Raw genomic sequence first — 18,131 nt, forward strand, 5'->3', positions numbered from 1 at the left:
TCGACCAGGTCGAGGGTCAAGCAGAGGTGCGTGCAGCCGCCTCGGCCTCGCTCTTCACACGCTTCAAGGTGGCATTCATGCCTTCAACGAGCTCGACCTCGAAGTCGGCGTTTCCGCCCAGGACGGTCTTGACGAGGAACTGCGAGACCTTCGACGTTCCGGTGGGAGCCTCGCGACGCTCGGTCACTTTGGTGCCGGTAGCGGTCGGCTCGAGTTCGTAGGACCAGATCGTGCGGTTCTCCGCGATGCGGAACGCCACCGACTTGTTGGGCTCGAAGCGAACGACCTTCGACGACGTCGGCCAGACCAGCAGGCCCTTGCGGTTGACGTTGATCGTCTTGGCACCCTCACGGACGGTCCCGCCGATTACCTTCATCACCTTGCACTGGGGGCTCCATTCGCCCATGCGCTGCAGGTCGGCGACGATTGCCCACACGTCCTGCGGTGATGCGTCGATGTCGATGCTTGCTTCGAGGGTGTTGGACACAGTCTCTCCAGTCGAGTTGATGCTACGTAAAGTTACAAACACTTTTGTCGATCGTAAGCGATCCGTCAATGGACCATGTGTGTCAGGTCACTGTACGGCCGTCCAACAGGGTCGTGCGGGAACACGCGCGGTGGTAGCGGACAATGGTTCGCGCACGTATGACGATCCATCCGACTGGAGTACCGAGAAGTGAACAGCGACGCAGCGACGCAGGATGGCCTCAAGCGAGGGCTGACAGCGCGCCATATCCGCTTCATCGCCCTCGGATCAGCCATCGGAACCGGACTGTTCTACGGCAGCGCCGAGGCCATCAAACGAGCCGGCCCGTCGGTGCTCCTGGCCTACCTGATCGGCGGTATCGCGGTCTACCTGGTGTTGCGAGCGCTCGGCGAGATGGCGGTCCGTAACCCGGTTTCCGGTTCGTTCAGCGAGTACGCGAACAAGCACCTCGGACCACTCGCCGGTTTCATGACCGGGTGGACGTACACGTTCGAGATGGTGATCGTGTGCCTCGCCGACGTCACCGCCTTCGGCCTTTACATGCAGTTCTGGTTCCCGGACGTACCGAGATGGATCTGGGTTCTGGCTGTCGTCTTCTTCATCGGCGCGATAAACCTGTTGAGCGTCAAGGTCTTCGGCGAACTGGAATTCTGGTTCACGCTCGTGAAGATCACCGCCATCATCGCGATGATCGCCGGGGGCATCGCGATCATCGTGTTCGGATTCGGCGTTCACGACACCGATGCCGGAATCAGCCACCTCTGGTCGGACGGCGGGTTCTTCGCGACGGGCTTCGGCGGATTCGTCGCGTGCTTTGCGATCGTGATGTTCGCGTTCGGCGGCACCGAGATCATCGGTATCACCGCGGGCGAAGCCGAGGATCCGGCGCAGACCATCAGGAAAGCCGTCAACACGGTCCCGGTGCGCATCATTCTCTTCTACATCTGCACCCTGGCTGTCATCATGGCGATCATTCCGTGGCAGACCATCAACTCCGACAACAGCCCGTTCGTCCAGATCTTCGAGAATCTCGGATTGGGAACGGCCGCTTCGATCCTCAACATCGTCGTCATCACCGCAGCCCTGTCGGCCATCAACAGCGACGTTTTCGGTGCGGGTCGCATGATGTTCGGAATGTCGCATGCCGGCCAGGCCCCGCAGGTGATGAAGAGAGTCTCCGCCAACGGTGTTCCGTGGATGACCGTTGTCATCATGACCGTTGCCCTGTTGGTGGGAGTACTGCTCAACTACCTGATCCCGGACCAGGTGTTCCTCGTCATCGCCTCGCTGGCGACCTTCGCCACCATTTTCGTCTGGATCATGATCCTGCTCTCGCAGTTCCGTTCCCGCGCTCAGATGAGTGCAGACGAAACAGCGGCACTGAAGTTTCCAGTGCCGCTGTGGCCGTACGGTCAGATCTTCGCGATCGTGTTCCTGGCTTTTGTCATCGTGTTGCTCGGCGTCATCGTCGATACCCGAGTTGCCTTGCTCGTCGGTGCCGGATGGCTGGTTCTGCTGACGGGCGCGTACTACAAGTGGGTGAAACCGGCTGTCAGCGCAGCGGATCGAAGCGGCGCATGACGGTCGGCGTCTGAGCGCCGGTCATCGAGTCGGCCACCATCTTTCCGGTCAACGGACCCAGGGCGATTCCCCACATTCCGTGACCACCGGCGACGTGCACGCGCGGCGAGCGCGTGGCGCCGATCAACGGCAAACCGTCGGTAGTGCACGGCCGTGAGCCCACCCACTCCTCTTCCCGTGTAGTCCAGTCGATGCCGCTGAGCATCGGCTTGGCTGCATCGATGATCGCCTGCACCCGGCGCGGATCCAGCGGCGCGTCGGGGCTGCGGAATTCCATCATTCCGGCCACGCGGAAGCGATCGTGCAACGGCGTGCACGCAACGCGCTGGGTGGGGAAATACACAGGGTTCTTGGGGAGGTGCTCAGGCTTGACACTGAAGCTGTATCCGCGTCCGGCCTGCACCAGTTTGCGCACACCGAACGGTGCGGCGAGCTTGTTCAAGCGGGCACCACTCGAGATGACTACGGAGTCACCGTCGCGTGAATCACCCTGTGCACTGCGAACACTGACTCCGCCGACCCGATCGTCGATCTGCGTGACCTCGAAACCGCTGACGATTTCTCCACCGCGTTCACGAACCGCGTCCGCCAACGAGTTCACGAACAACGGGGGATCGATGAAACGCTGATTACGCAGACGCAAACCGGCTTTCACACCCTGGCCGAGTGAAGGCTCGAGCGAATGAATCGCGTCGTAGTCGAGGAGGTCGAAGTCGACCTCGCCGCCTGCAGCTTCGACGTGATGGAACTCGTCCACCAAGGTCTGTCGGTCCTTCTCGGACGCAAACGCGGCGAGGAAAGGATCGGCAAGGCGCGTCAGCTCTTTGACGCCACCGTCGGCGAGTTCGTCGTACGCGCCCAAGGCTGTTCGGTTGACCTCGGTGTAGACCGACATCGCTTCCTGCCACTTCGACTGCGTGCAGTGGCGCGCGAACCCGACCAGGAACCGAATCAGCTTCAGATCGGTGGTCAGTGGCACGTACACCGGGGACGACGGGCTGAGCATCGCGCGCAAGCCGTATTGGAGCACTGCGGGTTCGGGCAGCGGAAGCGTCAATGCGGGGGCAAGCCAACCGGCGTTGCCCCAGCTCGCGTCGGCTGCGACCCCGTCGCGATCGACGACGGTGACCTCGACTCCACGTTCCTGCAAGAACCAGGCCGTCGACAATCCGACAACGCCCGCACCGACCACGACCACACGATCGGGGCTCTGACGAGTTCCCATGACGCACTCCTTCTACAGACTCTGCTCGAACCGAGACGCCGGTCACATCCGGCTCTTCTCTCAAGCATGAATCGCGGGGGCGGCAAAAGGACTGGCCGTTCGGCCATCGTCGGAGCTACCTCGTTGTGGATTCGCACAACGCACCGCCGCGCCTGCTCAGCGAGCGAGTTTGAACTGCAGCATCAGAATCAAGCGGGTGTCGGCGTCGGTCAGGTCGACGCCGCACATCTCCTTGCCTCGACGCAGGCGGTTGCGGAGCGTGTTGGGGTGAACATGCAGTGCGGCAGAAGAATTCGCCACGTCACCGCCGTGCTCGAGAAAGGCCTTTGCCGTCGCGACCAGATCGCTGCCGTGCTGAGAGTCGTGACGTTCGAGGCTTCCGAGTGGTGTGGAGTCGCCGAGTCCGTCGATGATGTCGGCGACGTGCAGGGCGAGAACGGAGGCCAACGTGTCCCTCATTCCCGCGACGGTTCCGCCGGACCGGCCATGACGAAGCGCTCCGAGAACATGGTCGGTGTCCGAGCGCGAAAGATGTGATTCGCTTGCAGACTTCACTGTCCGACCGACGGCCACTGCCAGGAATTCGCGGCCACGGGCGCGGGTGAGGAAGTCGGCGGACAATCGGCGAGCGTTGGTCTCGTCGGTCGCGATGACAAGGTAGATGGTCTCGGACAGTTGAGCGGCAACGGCGTCGACGGCCAGAGTGTCGAGGTACAAGCTCAAGGACGCGACCAACCCCGCCGGCAGTGGTCCCGCAACGGTTCCGACGGCGACGACGGTGAGCGGGCCTGCCAACCGCAAGTCGTCTGCGGCGCGGAATGCGGGTTCGCCACCGCCGATCAGAGCTTGGACGCGCTGGGATTGGCGACGGCGTGTGCTGTCGACCCGGTCACGCTCCGAGGCGATTCTCTCGGCCACGACAGATACCGCGGATCGAAGTATCGATTCCTGTGTGGGCGTCGGTGTTCCGGCGAGTGCGACCCAGATCGAGCCGACGGGGTGATCGTTCTCGCGAACTGCGATGACCAGGCGCGGCGTGATCGCAGGGTCTTCGAGATCAACGTAGATTGGGTCGCTCTCTCGGTGGAGACGATCGAATACTCCTGCATCGGAGAGTAATTGGCGGAATCGGCTGGGTACCTGCCGGCCGAGGATCGTGCCGATGCGGGCTTCGTCCACGGCCTGCTCGCCGCCGGAGTACGCGAGGACAGTCGAGTTCTCGTCCTCGATCGTGACGGGAGCGCCGAGCAATTCGGCCAGAGAACCGGCAACGGAGAATAGGTCGTCGTCGCGCAGGTCCATGGGTGGGAGCCTACTGAGCGATCGACGGATTTCGGGTTCCGACGCCTCGGCAGGACCTCGATGGCGAATATAGGCTGGTGCAATGGCCGACATCGAAGGTGTTCTGTTCGATATCGACGGAGTCCTGCTCACGTCCTGGCAGCCGATCGAGGGAGCAGGGGAAGCCGTACGCGAAGTTCGGCGGCGGGGATTGGCCTGTGGGTTTCTGACCAACACCACTTCGCGCAGTTCGTCGCTCATCGCGCAGGGGTTGTGCGACGCCGGTATCGAGGTCGAGGCGAGCCAGATAGTTACTGCCGCCAGGCTCACAGGGGAGTACGTGCGGGCGACGTATCCGGACGCGCGGGCGTGGGTCCTCAATCACGGTGACGTGTCTGCCGATCTCGAGGGAATCGAATTCGACGACGCCGATCCTGAGGTCGTGATTCTCGGCGGTGCCGGCCCGGAGTTCACTCACGAGGCGCTGAGCCGAGTGCTCGAACTTCTGCTCGCCGGTGTGCCCGTCGTCGCGATGCACCGCGGGATGATGTGGGAGACCGTAGACGGCCTTCGGATCGACACCGGAACGTACTTGCCGGGCTTCGAGGAAGTGGCAGGTGTAAATATCGCCGCAGTGGGTAAACCGTCTCTCACGGGGTTCCTGACAGCCACGGAGCTGATGCATGTCGAACCTGAGGCGACGGTGATGGTCGGCGACGACCTGATCGGGGACGTCCTCTCCTCACAACGAGTCGGCTTGACCGGAGTTCTGGTGCGCACAGGCAAGTTTCGGCAAACAGTGCTCGATCTGTCGGTTCAGAAGCCTGATCATGTCATCGATTCGGTCGCGGATCTTCCGGCCCTTCTCGGGGTCGTCCTCGAGGCTTGACCAGGCGGGGGTGACGGACTTCACTCGAGCGGGTACTCTCGCGCCCGAATCCAATGAACTTGTTCCACGAAGGAGTTTTCTATGCCCTTGATCTCGTCAGTCTGGTTCCGTCGCTCATCCTCTCGAGTCAGCGGAATTTCCAGTAGTCGGTTGGGGGGCCGCCTGGCGAGAACAGGGGCTGTGATGACTGTAGGTATGGGGCTCGCCGCCGGGCTGGCGCTGACCGGTGCGGGAGCTGCTTCGGCAGCCCCCGTCACGTGTGTCTCGCCGCCGTCGGCCAATGACATCCAGGTCTCCGAGACCGCGAGCTGCGGCGCGCAGTCCGTCGGAGCCGGCCGTTCGCAGGCCGGTGCTGCCGAGAGCGGTACCGCTGTGAGCGTCGCCGCCGACAACGGCTACTCCAATTCATATGCAAACGGCTTCGGAACCGCGCTGGGGGCTTCTCGCGGTAATGGTCAGGCGCAGGCATTTGCGCTCGGCGGCGGTATCGCGCGGGCCGGGGCGGCTGACGGCAACGTCACCTTCGCCATCGCTGGTTACGGAGCGGGCGCTACGGCCGATGCCAACGGCGTCGACTGCGTCGGAGTGCTCTCGTTTGCGGTCAATTTGAGTAACGGACAGTTCTGCATCGCGGGCTGAGGCTCAACCTTGCACTCGGCACGCTCGAGTGCTAAAAATGCAGTTGGCACTCGCGAACCGTGAGTGCCAGGTCGAGGCAGTGAGACCGGGAACCATAGACACCCCCGGTCGTCCGTCGCGGGCACTGACTAGACCACAGGCGTAGATGGGTGACCAGGCAAATCGGTCGCCCGTGTAATGAGGTGACTGGTCAAACGGTCGCCTTGTGCCGATGAGGTGACCCGACGAGCGGTCACCTTGTGTGTCACCCCCTATCCGGAGGATCACTTCGCAATGGCAAAGATCATCGCGTTCGACGAAGAGGCACGTCGTGGCCTCGAGCGAGGCCTCAACGCCCTCGCCGACGCTGTCAAGGTGACGTTGGGCCCCAAGGGTCGCAACGTCGTTCTCGAAAAGAAGTGGGGCGCCCCCACGATCACCAACGATGGTGTTTCCATCGCCAAGGAGATCGAACTCGACGACCCGTACGAGAAGATCGGCGCCGAGCTCGTCAAGGAGGTCGCCAAGAAGACTGACGACGTCGCTGGCGACGGCACCACCACCGCTACCGTTCTCGCACAGGCTCTGGTCCGTGAAGGCCTGCGCAACGTCGCAGCCGGCGCGAACCCGCTCGGCCTCAAGCGCGGCATCGAGAAGGCTGTCGAGGCTGTCACAGCTCGCCTGCTCGAGACCGCCAAGGAGATCGACACCAAGGAGCAGATCGCTGCTACCGCCGGTATTTCCGCCGGCGACCCGTCCATCGGTGAGCTCATCGCCGAGGCTATGGACAAGGTCGGCAAGGAAGGCGTCATCACGGTCGAGGAGTCCAACACCTTCGGCCTGCAGCTCGAGCTCACCGAGGGCATGCGCTTCGACAAGGGCTACATCTCGGCGTACTTCGCCACCGATGCAGAGCGTCAGGAAGCCGTCCTCGAAGACGCGTACATCCTGCTCGTCAGCTCCAAGATCTCCACGGTCAAGGACCTGCTGCCCCTGCTGGAGAAGGTCATCCAGTCCGGCAAGCCGCTCCTGATCATCGCCGAGGACGTCGAGGGCGAAGCTCTCTCCACCCTCGTGGTCAACAAGATCCGTGGCACCTTCAAGTCTGTTGCCGTCAAGGCTCCCGGCTTCGGTGACCGTCGTAAGGCTCAGCTCGCCGACATCGCCATCCTCACCGGTGGCGAGGTCATCAGCGAAGAGGTCGGACTCTCCTTGGAGACCGCAGGCCTCGAGCTCCTCGGCCAGGCACGCAAGGTCGTCATCACCAAGGACGAGACCACCATCGTCGAGGGTGCCGGCGACGCCGACGCAATCGCCGGTCGTGTCAGCCAGATCCGCGCCGAGATCGAGAACAGCGACTCGGATTACGACCGTGAGAAGCTGCAGGAACGTCTGGCCAAGCTGGCCGGCGGCGTTGCAGTCATCAAGGCCGGCGCTGCTACCGAGGTCGAGCTCAAGGAGCGCAAGCACCGCATCGAAGATGCAGTGCGTAACGCAAAGGCAGCCGTCGAAGAGGGCATCGTCGCCGGTGGTGGCGTTGCACTTCTCCAGGCAGCTCCCGCACTGGACGACCTCAAGCTCGAAGGTGACGAGGCAACCGGCGCGAACATCGTTCGCGTTGCACTGTCCGCTCCGCTCAAGCAGATCGCATTCAACGCAGGCCTCGAGCCCGGCGTTGTTGCGGACAAGGTCTCCAACCTGCCCGCAGGTCACGGCCTCAACGCTGCGACCAACGAGTACGGCGACCTGCTCGCTGCAGGCATCAACGACCCGGTCAAGGTCACCCGCTCGGCACTGCAGAACGCAGCGTCCATCGCGGCTTTGTTCCTGACGACCGAAGCCGTTGTCGCTGACAAGCCCGAGAAGGCCGGAGCGCCTGCAGGCGATCCGACCGGCGGCATGGGCGGCATGGACTTCTGAGTCCATCTCCACCTAGCTCCTAGAGCCCGGCCCACCATTCGGTGGGCCGGGCTTTTGCTTGTGCGGAGGTATTTGCGGGCATTTTTGTCCACTACTGCGACGCGATCGCGGTTTCCCGTTGCGCGCTCGATGCTGTGTGCGTTTACGCCCGCGCTTACGCCCGGTTGTGTCGGCGTCTTCGGACCACTGTGATGATTTCGTCCGCCACAGCGTCGAGATGGGCCATCGCGGTGGCGGCGGAGTAACGCAACACCATCCATCCGTCGAGAACGAGTGCGTTCTGACGCCGTCGATCGTTGTTGAAAGTTGCGGGGTCGGTATGGAATTCGCGCCCGTCGATCTCCACGATCACCCGGGCTCGCGTGTCGACCAGATCGCCGAAGTAGGGTCCGACCCGAGCGTTGATCTCCAGGTGAACGTTGCGCGCAGTCAGTGCACGGGCGACTGCTCGCTCCGGTTCCGAACGAGTGAGCGGGCAACAGGTGCGGAGTTGTTCGCGTACGGCGGGGATCCCGTGCCTGCCGCGGCTCGCATCACACAGTTGGGCTATCGACTTCCACGGCACTCGGGTCGATACCGCCGCGTCGAAGAAGGCCTCGAGTGCGGGCCGTGGCAACGTGGTCGCGACGTCGATGAAGCACTGCTCGATCGGCACGATCGGTAAACCCATCCACTCATCCGACGAGACTCCTGTTCGTCGGTGAAGCCGTACCCACTGCGGACTGGCTGCTCGGACGCTGGGAGCCACGGTGGCCTCGACGAAGAGTGGTTCCTCCGGCAGGAGATCCCACAGCCAGGCTGCGCTGGTATGGCTGAGGACGGCCTCAGGCTTCCACAGTGTGACCGCGACGCAACGCTCGAAGTATCCAGGTTCTTCGGTGGAGTACACCGACGGCAGGATTCGATGGAGTCGCCCTGACCGCGTGGATCGGGAGATCGAACTGCGCGAAGTGCCCTGCTCGAGCAACTGGTTTCTTGTGACAACTTCCACGTATGCACTGTGGCGGCAAGAGCCTGACGACGCGGATTCAGAAGCCACTTTGTGGATGGCCGCGTGTGTGTGGACAACCTCATGGCGTAACAGGTGTATCGAGAAGGTGGGGAACGAGAAGCTTCATCTATCCGAATGTTGAAGGATGTTTGATATTTTCCGTCCCGATTGTTCGCCTCCGCTAACCTGTGAAGTGCGGATACGTCTAGTTCTTTTGGTGGATAATTCTGTCCTGAATACCCTCAAGTACTAAGCCTTTCGGACGACGTAAATTCCGGTTGCTATTCCATTTTGCTCGATTTTCAGGCGTCTTGGACGCTAGACCTGCGAATATGGAACAGGTTTCAGATCCATCTGAAATTCTTGGGCAAAAAGCACCCAAACCGGATCCTATTGCACTACCTTGATGTCAGTCACAGCCGCGGAAAGTGGGCACCAGCCCCGGAGGATCTCGGCTTCATCGTTCGACTGGGATTCTCTAATTGCTGCTCGGACCGGTTCTTTGTGGGCTGCATCAAGCATTCCAATGTAAATGTTCCGTGAGTATTCGCGGCCAATCGAAAGCGTGGGATTCAATATGATCGTCATGTTCCTGCAGACAACGGCGGCATTGTTCACCGACCTGCTGGGTAACGTCTGGTCCGGTTCGCTCATGCCGGGAATCGACGGGGTCACCGGATCGTTGGTTTCGGCAATCGACCTCAGTTGACGGCACCTGCAAGTTCTTCTTCCAATGTTTTTGATGACAGGAGCGAATGATGGATCTGGGATCGATTGCGGACGTTCTCGAGGGCGAGGCCGGGGGGTTGATCAAAAACATTCTCGGGATGGCTTTGTTTACCCCGTTTATCGCCTCGGTTGACTTCGGCTGGTTCCCGAACGTCGACTGAGAAGTGAATTGCTTTAGCCAGTGAACGAAATCAATCTCAAGGAGTGTGAAATACGGTGGACACAGCTAGTTTGATAGGTGCGCTCGCAAGCGTTGACGTCGGATCCCTCGTGGATCCACTGTTCTACTTGGTCAAGGTCGTTGACGGAATCTTCGTGTCGATCACCGGAAGCCTCAACATGGGCGGTGCGCTCGGTGAGGCTGCGGCGGGCAGCGTCCAATCGGTCCTCGGCTCCGTAGCCGGCCTGTAAAAGGAGAAGGAGAAAAGATGTTCGATCTCTTCCTGGACTACCTGTCCAAGATCGTCGATTTCGGATCGGTCGATCTCGTGGGCACGTTTGTGAAGTATTTGAACGCGCTGTCGTCTTCCCCCACGCCATAGAAAGAACGGAATCGGTCATGCTGCAAACTTATTTAACCGGAATGATCACGTGGGTATCGAACATGCTTGGTCTCACTTCCACTGGAAGCAAGATCATCAAGGATCCTCCACAAAAGCCGTGATCACTCCAGCGACTGCATCATATTGTTCGGTTGTCGAGGACAGCATCGTAGCGGAGCAGTCAGGCGAACCTGCACAACCTGCACTTGCTTGAAACTTTGGTCCCCGTAGCCCTCTGGCTTCGGGGACCATCGGTTTTGCAATCACTGGCCTCATAGTCACAAGCTTTGCACTCAGGCGAATGTGCGGGCAACCAGCCGCGATACAAGGAGTTCAATGGGCGCGTCCAACACGTCAGGCGCAAGGATGGCGCAGCTGAACCCACGCGATGCCGAATTCATCTATCACGAGGGCGCTGGTCACCTGAACCATCTGATCGCTGTGTACTTCTTCGAGACATCGTTGCACCCAAGCGCGGAATTCACGGCAGAACAGGCAGTGGACTGGGTTACCGCACGCCTCGGATGTGATCGCATGTTCACTCAACGAGTCCAACGGACTCCGTTGGGACTGGACCATCCCTACTGGGTGACAGACCCTGACTTCGACGTCCGAAAGCACGTGTACGTCAACAAGATCAACGACACAGGATGGGCAGCGCTGCAAAAGCCGTTGAGCGCGTTGTTGACCACGAAGATGGACCTGCGCCGTCCGCCGTGGGAACTGCACTTCTTCGTAGGTTTGGAGGGACTTGAAGAATTGCCGGGCCGACTGACGGCGGTGGTGCTCAAGTCTCACCACAGTGCAGCTGACGGTATCGCCATCAGGACGTTGGGCGAGGCTATCTTTTCGGGCAAGGTGCAGCAGGCTGGGTCCGAACCGTCTGTGCCGTTTGTGCGAGCGAGGATATTCACCAAGTCGCTACTGGGGTTTCCCGGCCGAATATATCGCTTCGCAAGGCAGGTACCAGGCAACCGACGCGCTCAGAGAGATGCTGACGCTGCGAAGAAGGCAGGAGAATGGGTGGAGAGCCTCAACGAGAGGCCTGCAATTCGATTCAACGGCAAGGTGGGTGGAGCTGCCTCACTCGAACCGATGACAATGTCCGGGGAGCAGGTCCGTGAGATCAAGGATTCGGTGCCCGGTGCCACTGTCAACGACGTTCTACTCGCCGTTGTCGGAGGCGCTCTGACGCGCTACCTCACGGAAAAGGATGAAAGGCCAAGCGATTCCTTGATCGCGATGGTTCCTCGCTCGGTGCGTAAGGTCGAAGCGTGGGAGTCGGCGAATCAGTTGGTGGCTCTGCTGGTGGATATGCACACCCAGGTCGAGTCCCCATTGGAGAGGTTGGCGCTCATTTCGAGTTCGGCACGGTCGGAGAAGGCGCGCACGTCCCATCCCGCGGTCAGGCGTGCCGGGGCCGCAGTCGAGACCACGCCCGCGCCTTTGATGAGATTGATGGCGTATGCGCGCAAGCAGAACGATCACAGCCTCGATCGACCGCGTTACCAGCACACGATGGTGAGTAACATTCCACTCTCGGTCGAAGGGTTGACGCTTGCCGGCGCCCCGGGCGCGGCTGTGCTTGCAGTGCAAGCGCCCATCGACGGGGATGGGCTACGGCATTTCATGGTCGCCGCAGCAGGTGGGGGACTGACCCTCAACGTCATCGCGGATACCGCGACCATGCCCGATCTCCACCATTACATCGAACTACTGCGAGCAAGTTTCGATGACTTGGCAGCGGCAGCCTCAATGCAGACTGAGGATTCACCTGACCAAGAGGTTGCCTCCTGATCGATCGGAATCACAGGCACCTTTTCCGATTGCTGGATCCGGTGATACCCAACGATTCCGAGCAGAACCCAGAGGATCGGCATGTCAGCTCGCTACAATTCGGACATTCGTTCAGCGTCGGAATTGAGGGGCATGCATGATCTTTCGGAACTCGTTGCCAGCCGCGGTATCTCAGATGGGGCCGCGAGACGCGGAGTTCGTCTACAACGAGTCCGGCGGACATCTGAGCCACATGGTCTGCGCCTACTTCTTCGACACGACGGGCCATCCGCTCGCAGAGATGACGCACGACGACGCGGTTCGGTGGATCACCGAAAGATTCGGATACTGGCCACTGTTCACGAGTCGACTCCAGCGAGTTCCGCTGGATCTGGACTATCCCTATTGGGTCCCGGCCGATTTCGACGTCGGTGATCACGTGCACGTCCATCGTGCCCCGGTTGCCGGGTGGGCGCCGGTTCGTGAATTGCTCGGGCGCTCGCTCGGTGAGCCGATGGACTTGTCCCGGCCGCCCTGGGAGTTGCACGTCATGACCGGAGTGCACGGGATCGACGAGCTACCGGGCAATCTGACGCTGATCATGCTCAAGACCCACCACGGGGCCGGTGACGGTCTGGCGATCCGCGATCTGACCAACCTTCTGTTCTCCGGTCCGCCGAAGCCGGAGACGAAGCGTGCCGGTTCGGGGCTTTCGTCGCTGAATTTGATCGGGCGCACGGTCGTGGGTTTGCCCGGCCAGGCGATCCGTTTCGGCCGGGGTCTGTCCGTGACAAAGGTTGCGGGCGAGACGGTTCGGGAGGCGGAAGAGGCCGGAGAGCTGCCTACGTACTCGGCCGACCGCCCGCCGACCCGATTCAACGGCATGCTGGGCGGAGACATCACGATCGATTTCCTGACGCTGGACGGCGCAGACATCAAAGCGATCCGAGCGGCCGTTCCGGACGTGACGGTCAACGACATCTTCCTGACCGTCGTCGCCGGCGCTCTCGACGCATACCTGTCGGAGAAGGGCGAGAAATCAGGCAGTGGGTTGGCGGCGATGGTTCCCCGATCGATGCGGCAGATCGCCGAATGGGAATCGGCCAACCAACTGGCGCTGTTGACGGTCGATCTGCACACGGACGTCGAAGATCCGGTCGAGCGGCTGACACGAATCAGGGATTCGGCGCTGATGGCAAAGGGGCGGAGTTTGGACCCAGCCGTCCGTCGATACGGCACACGCATCGAAACGTCGCCCGCGGCTCTGCTCAGACTCACCGGTCTCTCGCGTCGGATCAACAAGCTTGACCCTTCGCACAAGGTCATTCAGAACACGACGATCAGCAATGTCCCGGTATCGGTCGACGGCAATGTCTTCGAAGGTGCGCCGGCGGTGGCAGTTCTCGGCGGGCAGGCGCCGGTCGACGGAGACATTCTGCGCCACTTCCTCATTGCTGCGCGTGGAGGTTCTCTGACGCTCAATGTCATCGTCTCGCGAGAGACGATGCCAGATATCGAGCACTACATCGAATTATTGCGGGTGGGGTTCACGGCGCTTCTGCAGGCAGTTTCCGACCAAAATCGTGAGTTGGTCGAACGATAATCTCTCGACACCTCAGCTTTACGCCGCCTGTCGTTCCCTGAGTTTTCTGATCGGCGTCATTTGCTCGTCCCAAGTGAACCACTGAACATCTTGGTTGGGCAGCGTCAGTGGCCTGGCCGTCAAGGGTCTCGAGGCCCTCGCTGCGCTCAGCGGTGGAGAGTTGAAGGCCGTCAAGTAGATTGTCGATTTCGGGGCCTGCTCGTGTTGGCGCGTAGGCCCCGAAATACTTTTTGTCGGCGCGTAATTCTCGCCATGTCAATTGCCGGAATTCTCACCCTAATGGCATGAGCATCCAGGCGGCGAGATATACCAATGCCGCGGTTCCACCCGTGCAAATAGCGGCGATAACGGCGAGTAGACGGACAAGATTGACGTCGGCGCCGAAGTAATCTGCAATTCCGCCGCACACTCCGGCGAACATTTTCTTGTCGTTGGAACGGGTGAAGGGGCGAGGTGTGTTGCTTTCGAATGTCATGCTTCAATTCTGAAGCGAGATCGCATCAGGCACCATCGGGGACGACCCCCATCTGCACCCTGATCTTTTGAGCCCGTCGTGTCATACCCCGGTAGTTCATCCCAGCTTCACCGAACGGTTGCTGCGGGAGACTACCTTGTCGGCGGTGACCGATTTAGCAGAACGCCGACCGTTCCTCAGCGCCTTCGCGGATCTCTCGACCGCCGTCGATCTGGCCGACACCGCCGCCTTCACCGTCGACGACAATGACGACGACGATCCGGTGCTGCTGACGTCGCCGGACGGTTTCGAGGTCGACACTTGGCGGGAGGGCTACCCGTACGAGGCACGGATGCCTCGGGACGAGTACGAAATGTCCAAGCGTCTGCTGCAGATCGAACTCCTCAAGCTGCAGAACTGGTCGAAGGAAACCGGCGCACGGCACGCCATCGTGTTCGAAGGACGCGACGCTGCCGGCAAGGGCGGAACGATCAAACGATTCATGGAGCACCTCAATCCTCGCGGCGCTCGCGTCGTGGCGCTGGAGAAGCCGTCGGCCCGCGAGTCGACGCAGTGGTACTTCCAGCGCTACGTGCAGCACCTTCCGGCTGCCGGGGAACTGGTGATGTTCGATCGGTCTTGGTACAACCGGGCCGGGGTCGAGCGGGTCATGGGCTTCTGCACCGACGAGGAGCACGAGCGTTTTCTGCGCCAGGTGCCGTTGTTCGAGCAGATGCTCGTCGACGACGGCATCAGCTTGATCAAGTTCTGGTTCTCGGTTTCCCCGCTGGAGCAGCGCACGCGGTTCGCGATCAGACAGGTCGATCCCGTGCGGCAGTGGAAGCTTTCGCCGATGGACATCGCTTCTCTGGACAAGTGGGATGCGTACACGGCGGCGAAGGAAGAGATGATCCGGTTCACCGATACCGACACCGCTCCGTGGACCGTCATCAAGAGCAATGACAAGAAACGCGCACGGATAAACGCGATGCGTCACGTGCTCAGTCAGTTCGATTACGACAACAAGGATTACGAGATCGTGGGTACTCCGGATCCGCTGATCGTGGGAAGCCTCGAATAGTCGGCGCGTGGGCTCTGCCCATCCGCGGCGTGGGTGGTTAGTGTGAGTTGAATGGAGACCGTACCGATCCAACTCCCCGACGGCACCGTGACCCCGATCCGTCTGTTTCCCGGACCGAACGACGACGCACCCGTGGTGGTGATGTTGCCCGGGCTCGGAGTTCCCGCCGGGTTCTACGATCCGGTGGCGCAGGCCCTGGTCGAAGCCGGCTTCAATGCGGCCATCGGTGAACTGCGTGGCCAAGGTGACAGCAAACCGCGCCCGAGCGCGTCGAGTGTTTTCGGATATCAGGAACTGGTCTCGATCGATTGTCCGGCGACGTTCGAGGTGGTGCGTGAGCGGTTTCCGGCCAGCACACCATTTCTGATGGGGCACAGCATGGGCGGCCAGATCGGGGTCATGTACGCGTCGAGGATTCGGGGCCGGCTCGGCGGACTGATCCTGGTTGCCTCCGGATCGCCGTATCACCGCGGATTCCCCGGAATCCGTGCGCCCGGACTCTATCTGGGTTCGTCCGCGATGTCGGTGACAGCCAACATCGCCGGCTTCTGGCCTGGAGACCGGGTCAACGTCGGCGGCTTCGGTCGACAGTCGAAAGTACTGATCACCGATTGGGCCCGGTTCGCCAGGACCGGTCGCATGGAACCCGTCGGTGCGGATATCGACTACGAGGAGCGGATCGCTCGCCTGACCTTGCCGGTTCTGTCGATCACGATCGAAGGGGACGATCTCGCTCCACGCCGGTCGGCAAAGAACCTGGTGGACAAGCTCTCCGGGGCCCAAGTGACGATGACGCACATCGACGAACCACTCGGTCACAACGGTTGGATACGCAATCCCACCGCTGTGAGCGAGCGCGTCGTCGCGTGGTTGCGCGACCGCTGAAAGATCAGGCGAGTTTCTGCCAGAGGAACTCGTAGGTCAGCGCAGTCTTGAAGGCCAGCTGAGCATTGTCCGCGGCGCCGCCGTGGCCACCCTCGATGTTCTCGAAATACAGCACCGGCTTGCCCAGCTCTTCCAGCCGTGCGGCCATCTTGCGGGCATGCGCGGGGTGGACGCGGTCGTCGCGGGTGGACGTCGCGATCAGGATCGGTGGGTACGACGCGGCGGCGTCGATGTTCTGATACGGCGAGTACTCCGAGATGAATGCCCACTCCTCCGGGACATCGGGGTCACCGTATTCGGCCATCCACGAAGCGCCGGCCAGCAGGAGATGGAATCGGCGCATGTCCAGCAGCGGGACCTGACAGACGATGGCGCCGAAGAGCTCGGGGTACTTGGTCAGCATGATGCCCATCAGCAGGCCGCCGTTGCTACCGCCCTGAGCTGCCAGAAGATCCGGGGTCGTGATTCCGCGATCGACGAGGTCTCTCGCGACGGCAGCGAAGTCTTCGTGCACCTTGTGGCGCCCGGCCTTGAGAACCTGTGTGTGCCAACCGGGTCCGTACTCGCCGCCACCACGAATGTTCGCAACCACATAGGTTCCGCCCTGCGTCAGCCAGGCACGGCCCAGAGAACCGCTGTACGACGGTGTCAGCGAGATCTCGAATCCGCCGTACCCGTAGAGCAGGGTAGGGCCGGGCTCGCTACGCGGACTGCGCACCACGAAGTACGGAACTTGGGTGCCGTCGGCAGAGGTGGCGAAGAACTGCTCCGTGGTGATGCCCTCGGCGTCGAAGAACGCGGGAGCCTGCTTGAGGGCAGTGGGTTCGGTTTCGCCGATCACGCCGTGCAAAAGAGTTGCAGGGGAGGTGTATCCACTCGAATTGACGAAGTACTCGTTGCTGACATCAGGGTCGGTGTCGAGAATTTCGATACTGGTCAGTTCTGGAAGCCCTTCGAAAGGTCGATCCTCCCAGCCGTTTTCGCCCGGCGTCAGGATTCGCAGCGTCGTGCGCACGTCGGTCAGGACCACCAGAATCAGATGATCGCGTGTCCAGGTGTAGTGCTCGAGCGAGGAATGTGCGTCGGGTTCGAAGATCGATGTCAGTGCTCGTGAGCCGGCAAGGAAATCGTCGTAACGGATGGCAAGCAGTGCGCCGGTCGGATATTCGGTGTCCTCGACGGCCCACACGGACTTGGTGCGGATCAACAACCACTCGTGGTGAATCGAGATCCCGGCGTCCTCGGGGACGTCCACGAGCACCAGTTCACCGTCGGGGCGAACTTCGAAATGCTGAGAGTTGTAGAAATCGACCGAGCGAGTGACGAAGTCCCGTTCGAACCCGGGCGTCGGATCGTGCGAAGCCGAGATGGCCACGTCCGTGGCCTGGCCCTCGTAGACGGTCTCGGCGCTGGAGAGGGGAGTGCCGCGCTTCCACCGCTGGGCCAGACGGGGATATCCGGAATCGGTGAGCGACCCCGGTCCGATATCCGTTCCGACGTAGACGGTATCGATGTCGATCCAGTCGATGTCGGTCTTGGCCTCGGGAAGGTAGAAGCCGGGATTCTCGCCCTCGGGAGCGAGGAACTCGCGCTTGTCGATGTCGAACTCGCGAACGACCGCCGCGTCTGCCCCGCCGCGGGAGAGGCTGATCAATGCACGGTTGCGGTGTGGCCGTAGAAGTTGCGTGCCCTTCCAGACCCAGTTCTCGCCCTCGGCCTCGGCCAGGGCGTCGAGGTCGACCAGGACGTCCCATTCCGGGTCGTCGGTGACGTACTGATCGAACGTCGTGCGTCGCCACAATCCGCGAACGTGGGTGCTGTCGCGCCAGAAGTTGTAGAGGAACTCACCTCGACGGCGGACGTAGGGGATTCGCGCGTCGGTATCGAGGATCTCGCGCACGTCGCTCTGTAGTCGATCGAAGCGCTCGTTGTCGGTGAGCTGCTCCTCGGTCACGGCATTGTGCTGACGGACCCAATCGAGTGCAGACTCACCGGTCACGTCTTCGAGCCAGAGGTAGGGGTCGTCGCCGGTGGTGGGCTGCTGATCGGAAGTCATACGTCCATTCTTA

Annotated in this window: 17 protein-coding genes; 11 read left to right on the plus strand and 6 right to left on the minus strand. The window is 61.4% G+C overall.

Annotated features, from left to right (window positions below; all coding sequences use genetic code 11):
* Positions 1-16: 16 nt before the first annotated feature.
* Positions 17-487, minus strand: coding sequence for an SRPBCC family protein (locus RHP72_RS07760; protein ID WP_003941500.1), 471 nt, complete (start codon positions 485-487; stop codon positions 17-19).
* Positions 488-676: 189 nt separating this feature from the next.
* Here RHP72_RS07760 and RHP72_RS07765 point away from each other — a divergent pair, with 189 nt between their 5' ends.
* Positions 677-2,068 carry an amino acid permease gene (locus RHP72_RS07765; protein WP_165639224.1) on the plus strand — a complete coding sequence of 464 codons (1,392 nt, stop codon included), beginning with the start codon at positions 677-679 and terminating at the stop codon, positions 2,066-2,068.
* Here RHP72_RS07765 and RHP72_RS07770 read toward each other — a convergent pair.
* Together RHP72_RS07770 and RHP72_RS07775 are read right to left on the minus strand one after the other, a co-directional pair.
* Positions 2,040-3,293 carry an FAD-dependent oxidoreductase gene (locus RHP72_RS07770; protein ID WP_311094538.1) on the minus strand — a complete coding sequence of 418 codons (1,254 nt, stop codon included), beginning with the start codon at positions 3,291-3,293 and terminating at the stop codon, positions 2,040-2,042. The two genes, RHP72_RS07765 and RHP72_RS07770, sit on opposite strands and share 29 nt — an antisense overlap.
* A 156-nt stretch (positions 3,294-3,449) precedes the next feature.
* On the minus strand, positions 3,450-4,595 hold the full coding sequence (locus tag RHP72_RS07775; protein ID WP_003941492.1) for a CdaR family transcriptional regulator: 1,146 nt from the start codon (positions 4,593-4,595) through the stop codon (positions 3,450-3,452).
* 82 nt (positions 4,596-4,677) lie between these two features.
* Here RHP72_RS07775 and RHP72_RS07780 point away from each other — a divergent pair, with 82 nt between their 5' ends.
* The 3 genes from RHP72_RS07780 to groL all read left to right on the plus strand — a co-directional run bounded on the left by RHP72_RS07780 (position 4,678) and on the right by groL (position 8,001).
* The gene (locus tag RHP72_RS07780; protein WP_020906711.1) at positions 4,678-5,463 is read left to right on the plus strand and encodes an HAD-IIA family hydrolase; all 786 of its coding nucleotides are present in this window, start codon (positions 4,678-4,680) and stop codon (positions 5,461-5,463) included.
* An 81-nt stretch (positions 5,464-5,544) separates the two neighbouring features.
* A complete protein-coding gene (locus RHP72_RS07785; RefSeq protein WP_019744475.1) occupies positions 5,545-6,102 on the plus strand; it encodes a DUF6764 family protein in 558 nt (185 codons plus the stop codon).
* Between the two features lie 273 nt (positions 6,103-6,375).
* The gene (gene groL, locus RHP72_RS07790; protein ID WP_003941476.1) at positions 6,376-8,001 is read left to right on the plus strand and encodes a chaperonin GroEL; all 1,626 of its coding nucleotides are present in this window, start codon (positions 6,376-6,378) and stop codon (positions 7,999-8,001) included.
* Between the two features lie 154 nt (positions 8,002-8,155).
* On the opposite strand, the gene RHP72_RS07795 is transcribed toward groL, so the two are convergent.
* Positions 8,156-8,992 carry a DUF559 domain-containing protein gene (locus RHP72_RS07795; protein WP_054781533.1) on the minus strand — a complete coding sequence of 279 codons (837 nt, stop codon included), beginning with the start codon at positions 8,990-8,992 and terminating at the stop codon, positions 8,156-8,158.
* A 565-nt stretch (positions 8,993-9,557) separates the two neighbouring features.
* On the opposite strand from RHP72_RS07795, the gene RHP72_RS07800 reads away from it, so the two are divergent.
* From RHP72_RS07800 to RHP72_RS07820, 5 genes are all read left to right on the plus strand, one after another.
* Positions 9,558-9,701: a hypothetical protein gene (locus RHP72_RS07800; RefSeq protein WP_153212751.1), complete on the plus strand. Its 144-nt coding sequence runs from the start codon at positions 9,558-9,560 to the stop codon at positions 9,699-9,701.
* Between the two features lie 46 nt (positions 9,702-9,747).
* A complete protein-coding gene (locus RHP72_RS07805; protein WP_257232983.1) occupies positions 9,748-9,882 on the plus strand; it encodes a hypothetical protein in 135 nt (44 codons plus the stop codon).
* 55 nt (positions 9,883-9,937) lie between these two features.
* The gene (locus tag RHP72_RS07810; RefSeq protein ID WP_031331808.1) at positions 9,938-10,132 is read left to right on the plus strand and encodes a hypothetical protein; all 195 of its coding nucleotides are present in this window, start codon (positions 9,938-9,940) and stop codon (positions 10,130-10,132) included.
* Between the two features lie 467 nt (positions 10,133-10,599).
* Positions 10,600-12,060 carry a wax ester/triacylglycerol synthase domain-containing protein gene (locus tag RHP72_RS07815; RefSeq protein WP_311094539.1) on the plus strand — a complete coding sequence of 487 codons (1,461 nt, stop codon included), beginning with the start codon at positions 10,600-10,602 and terminating at the stop codon, positions 12,058-12,060.
* A gap of 136 nt (positions 12,061-12,196) precedes the next feature.
* Positions 12,197-13,642 carry a wax ester/triacylglycerol synthase domain-containing protein gene (locus RHP72_RS07820; RefSeq protein ID WP_311094540.1) on the plus strand — a complete coding sequence of 482 codons (1,446 nt, stop codon included), beginning with the start codon at positions 12,197-12,199 and terminating at the stop codon, positions 13,640-13,642.
* Positions 13,643-13,913: 271 nt separating this feature from the next.
* On the opposite strand, the gene RHP72_RS07825 is transcribed toward RHP72_RS07820, so the two are convergent.
* Complete coding sequence (locus tag RHP72_RS07825) at positions 13,914-14,117, minus strand: PspC domain-containing protein (RefSeq protein ID WP_003941534.1); 204 nt, start codon at positions 14,115-14,117, stop codon at positions 13,914-13,916.
* Between the two features lie 145 nt (positions 14,118-14,262).
* Here RHP72_RS07825 and ppk2 point away from each other — a divergent pair, with 145 nt between their 5' ends.
* A complete protein-coding gene (gene ppk2 / locus RHP72_RS07830; protein ID WP_037129644.1) occupies positions 14,263-15,177 on the plus strand; it encodes a polyphosphate kinase 2 in 915 nt (304 codons plus the stop codon).
* Positions 15,178-15,228: 51 nt separating this feature from the next.
* Positions 15,229-16,062 carry an alpha/beta fold hydrolase gene (locus tag RHP72_RS07835; protein ID WP_020906717.1) on the plus strand — a complete coding sequence of 278 codons (834 nt, stop codon included), beginning with the start codon at positions 15,229-15,231 and terminating at the stop codon, positions 16,060-16,062.
* Positions 16,063-16,066: 4 nt separating this feature from the next.
* Here the strand turns inward: RHP72_RS07835 and RHP72_RS07840 are convergent, their stop codons facing one another.
* On the minus strand, positions 16,067-18,118 hold the full coding sequence (locus RHP72_RS07840; protein ID WP_075832594.1) for a prolyl oligopeptidase family protein: 2,052 nt from the start codon (positions 18,116-18,118) through the stop codon (positions 16,067-16,069).
* Between the last annotated feature and the right edge of the window lie 13 nt (positions 18,119-18,131).

This window comes from Rhodococcus sp. SG20037 (assembly GCF_031763325.1).
Taxonomy (GTDB): Bacteria; Actinomycetota; Actinomycetes; order Mycobacteriales; family Mycobacteriaceae; genus Rhodococcus_F; species Rhodococcus_F qingshengii.

Excerpts from the sequence above, each read along its gene's own strand:
- RHP72_RS07770 (WP_311094538.1), bottom strand. The coding sequence starts at position 3,293 with ATGGGAACTCGTCAGAGCCCCGATCGTGTGGTCGTGGTCGGTGCGGGC.
- RHP72_RS07775 (WP_003941492.1), bottom strand. The coding sequence starts at position 4,595 with ATGGACCTGCGCGACGACGACCTATTCTCCGTTGCCGGTTCTCTGGCC.
- RHP72_RS07780 (WP_020906711.1), top strand. The coding sequence starts at position 4,678 with ATGGCCGACATCGAAGGTGTTCTGTTCGATATCGACGGAGTCCTGCTC.
- RHP72_RS07785 (WP_019744475.1), top strand. The coding sequence starts at position 5,545 with ATGCCCTTGATCTCGTCAGTCTGGTTCCGTCGCTCATCCTCTCGAGTC.
- groL (WP_003941476.1), top strand. The coding sequence starts at position 6,376 with ATGGCAAAGATCATCGCGTTCGACGAAGAGGCACGTCGTGGCCTCGAG.
- RHP72_RS07805 (WP_257232983.1), top strand. The coding sequence starts at position 9,748 with ATGATGGATCTGGGATCGATTGCGGACGTTCTCGAGGGCGAGGCCGGG.
- RHP72_RS07815 (WP_311094539.1), top strand. The coding sequence starts at position 10,600 with ATGGGCGCGTCCAACACGTCAGGCGCAAGGATGGCGCAGCTGAACCCA.
- RHP72_RS07820 (WP_311094540.1), top strand. The coding sequence starts at position 12,197 with ATGATCTTTCGGAACTCGTTGCCAGCCGCGGTATCTCAGATGGGGCCG.
- RHP72_RS07825 (WP_003941534.1), bottom strand. The coding sequence starts at position 14,117 with ATGACATTCGAAAGCAACACACCTCGCCCCTTCACCCGTTCCAACGAC.
- RHP72_RS07835 (WP_020906717.1), top strand. The coding sequence starts at position 15,229 with ATGGAGACCGTACCGATCCAACTCCCCGACGGCACCGTGACCCCGATC.
- RHP72_RS07840 (WP_075832594.1), bottom strand. The coding sequence starts at position 18,118 with ATGACTTCCGATCAGCAGCCCACCACCGGCGACGACCCCTACCTCTGG.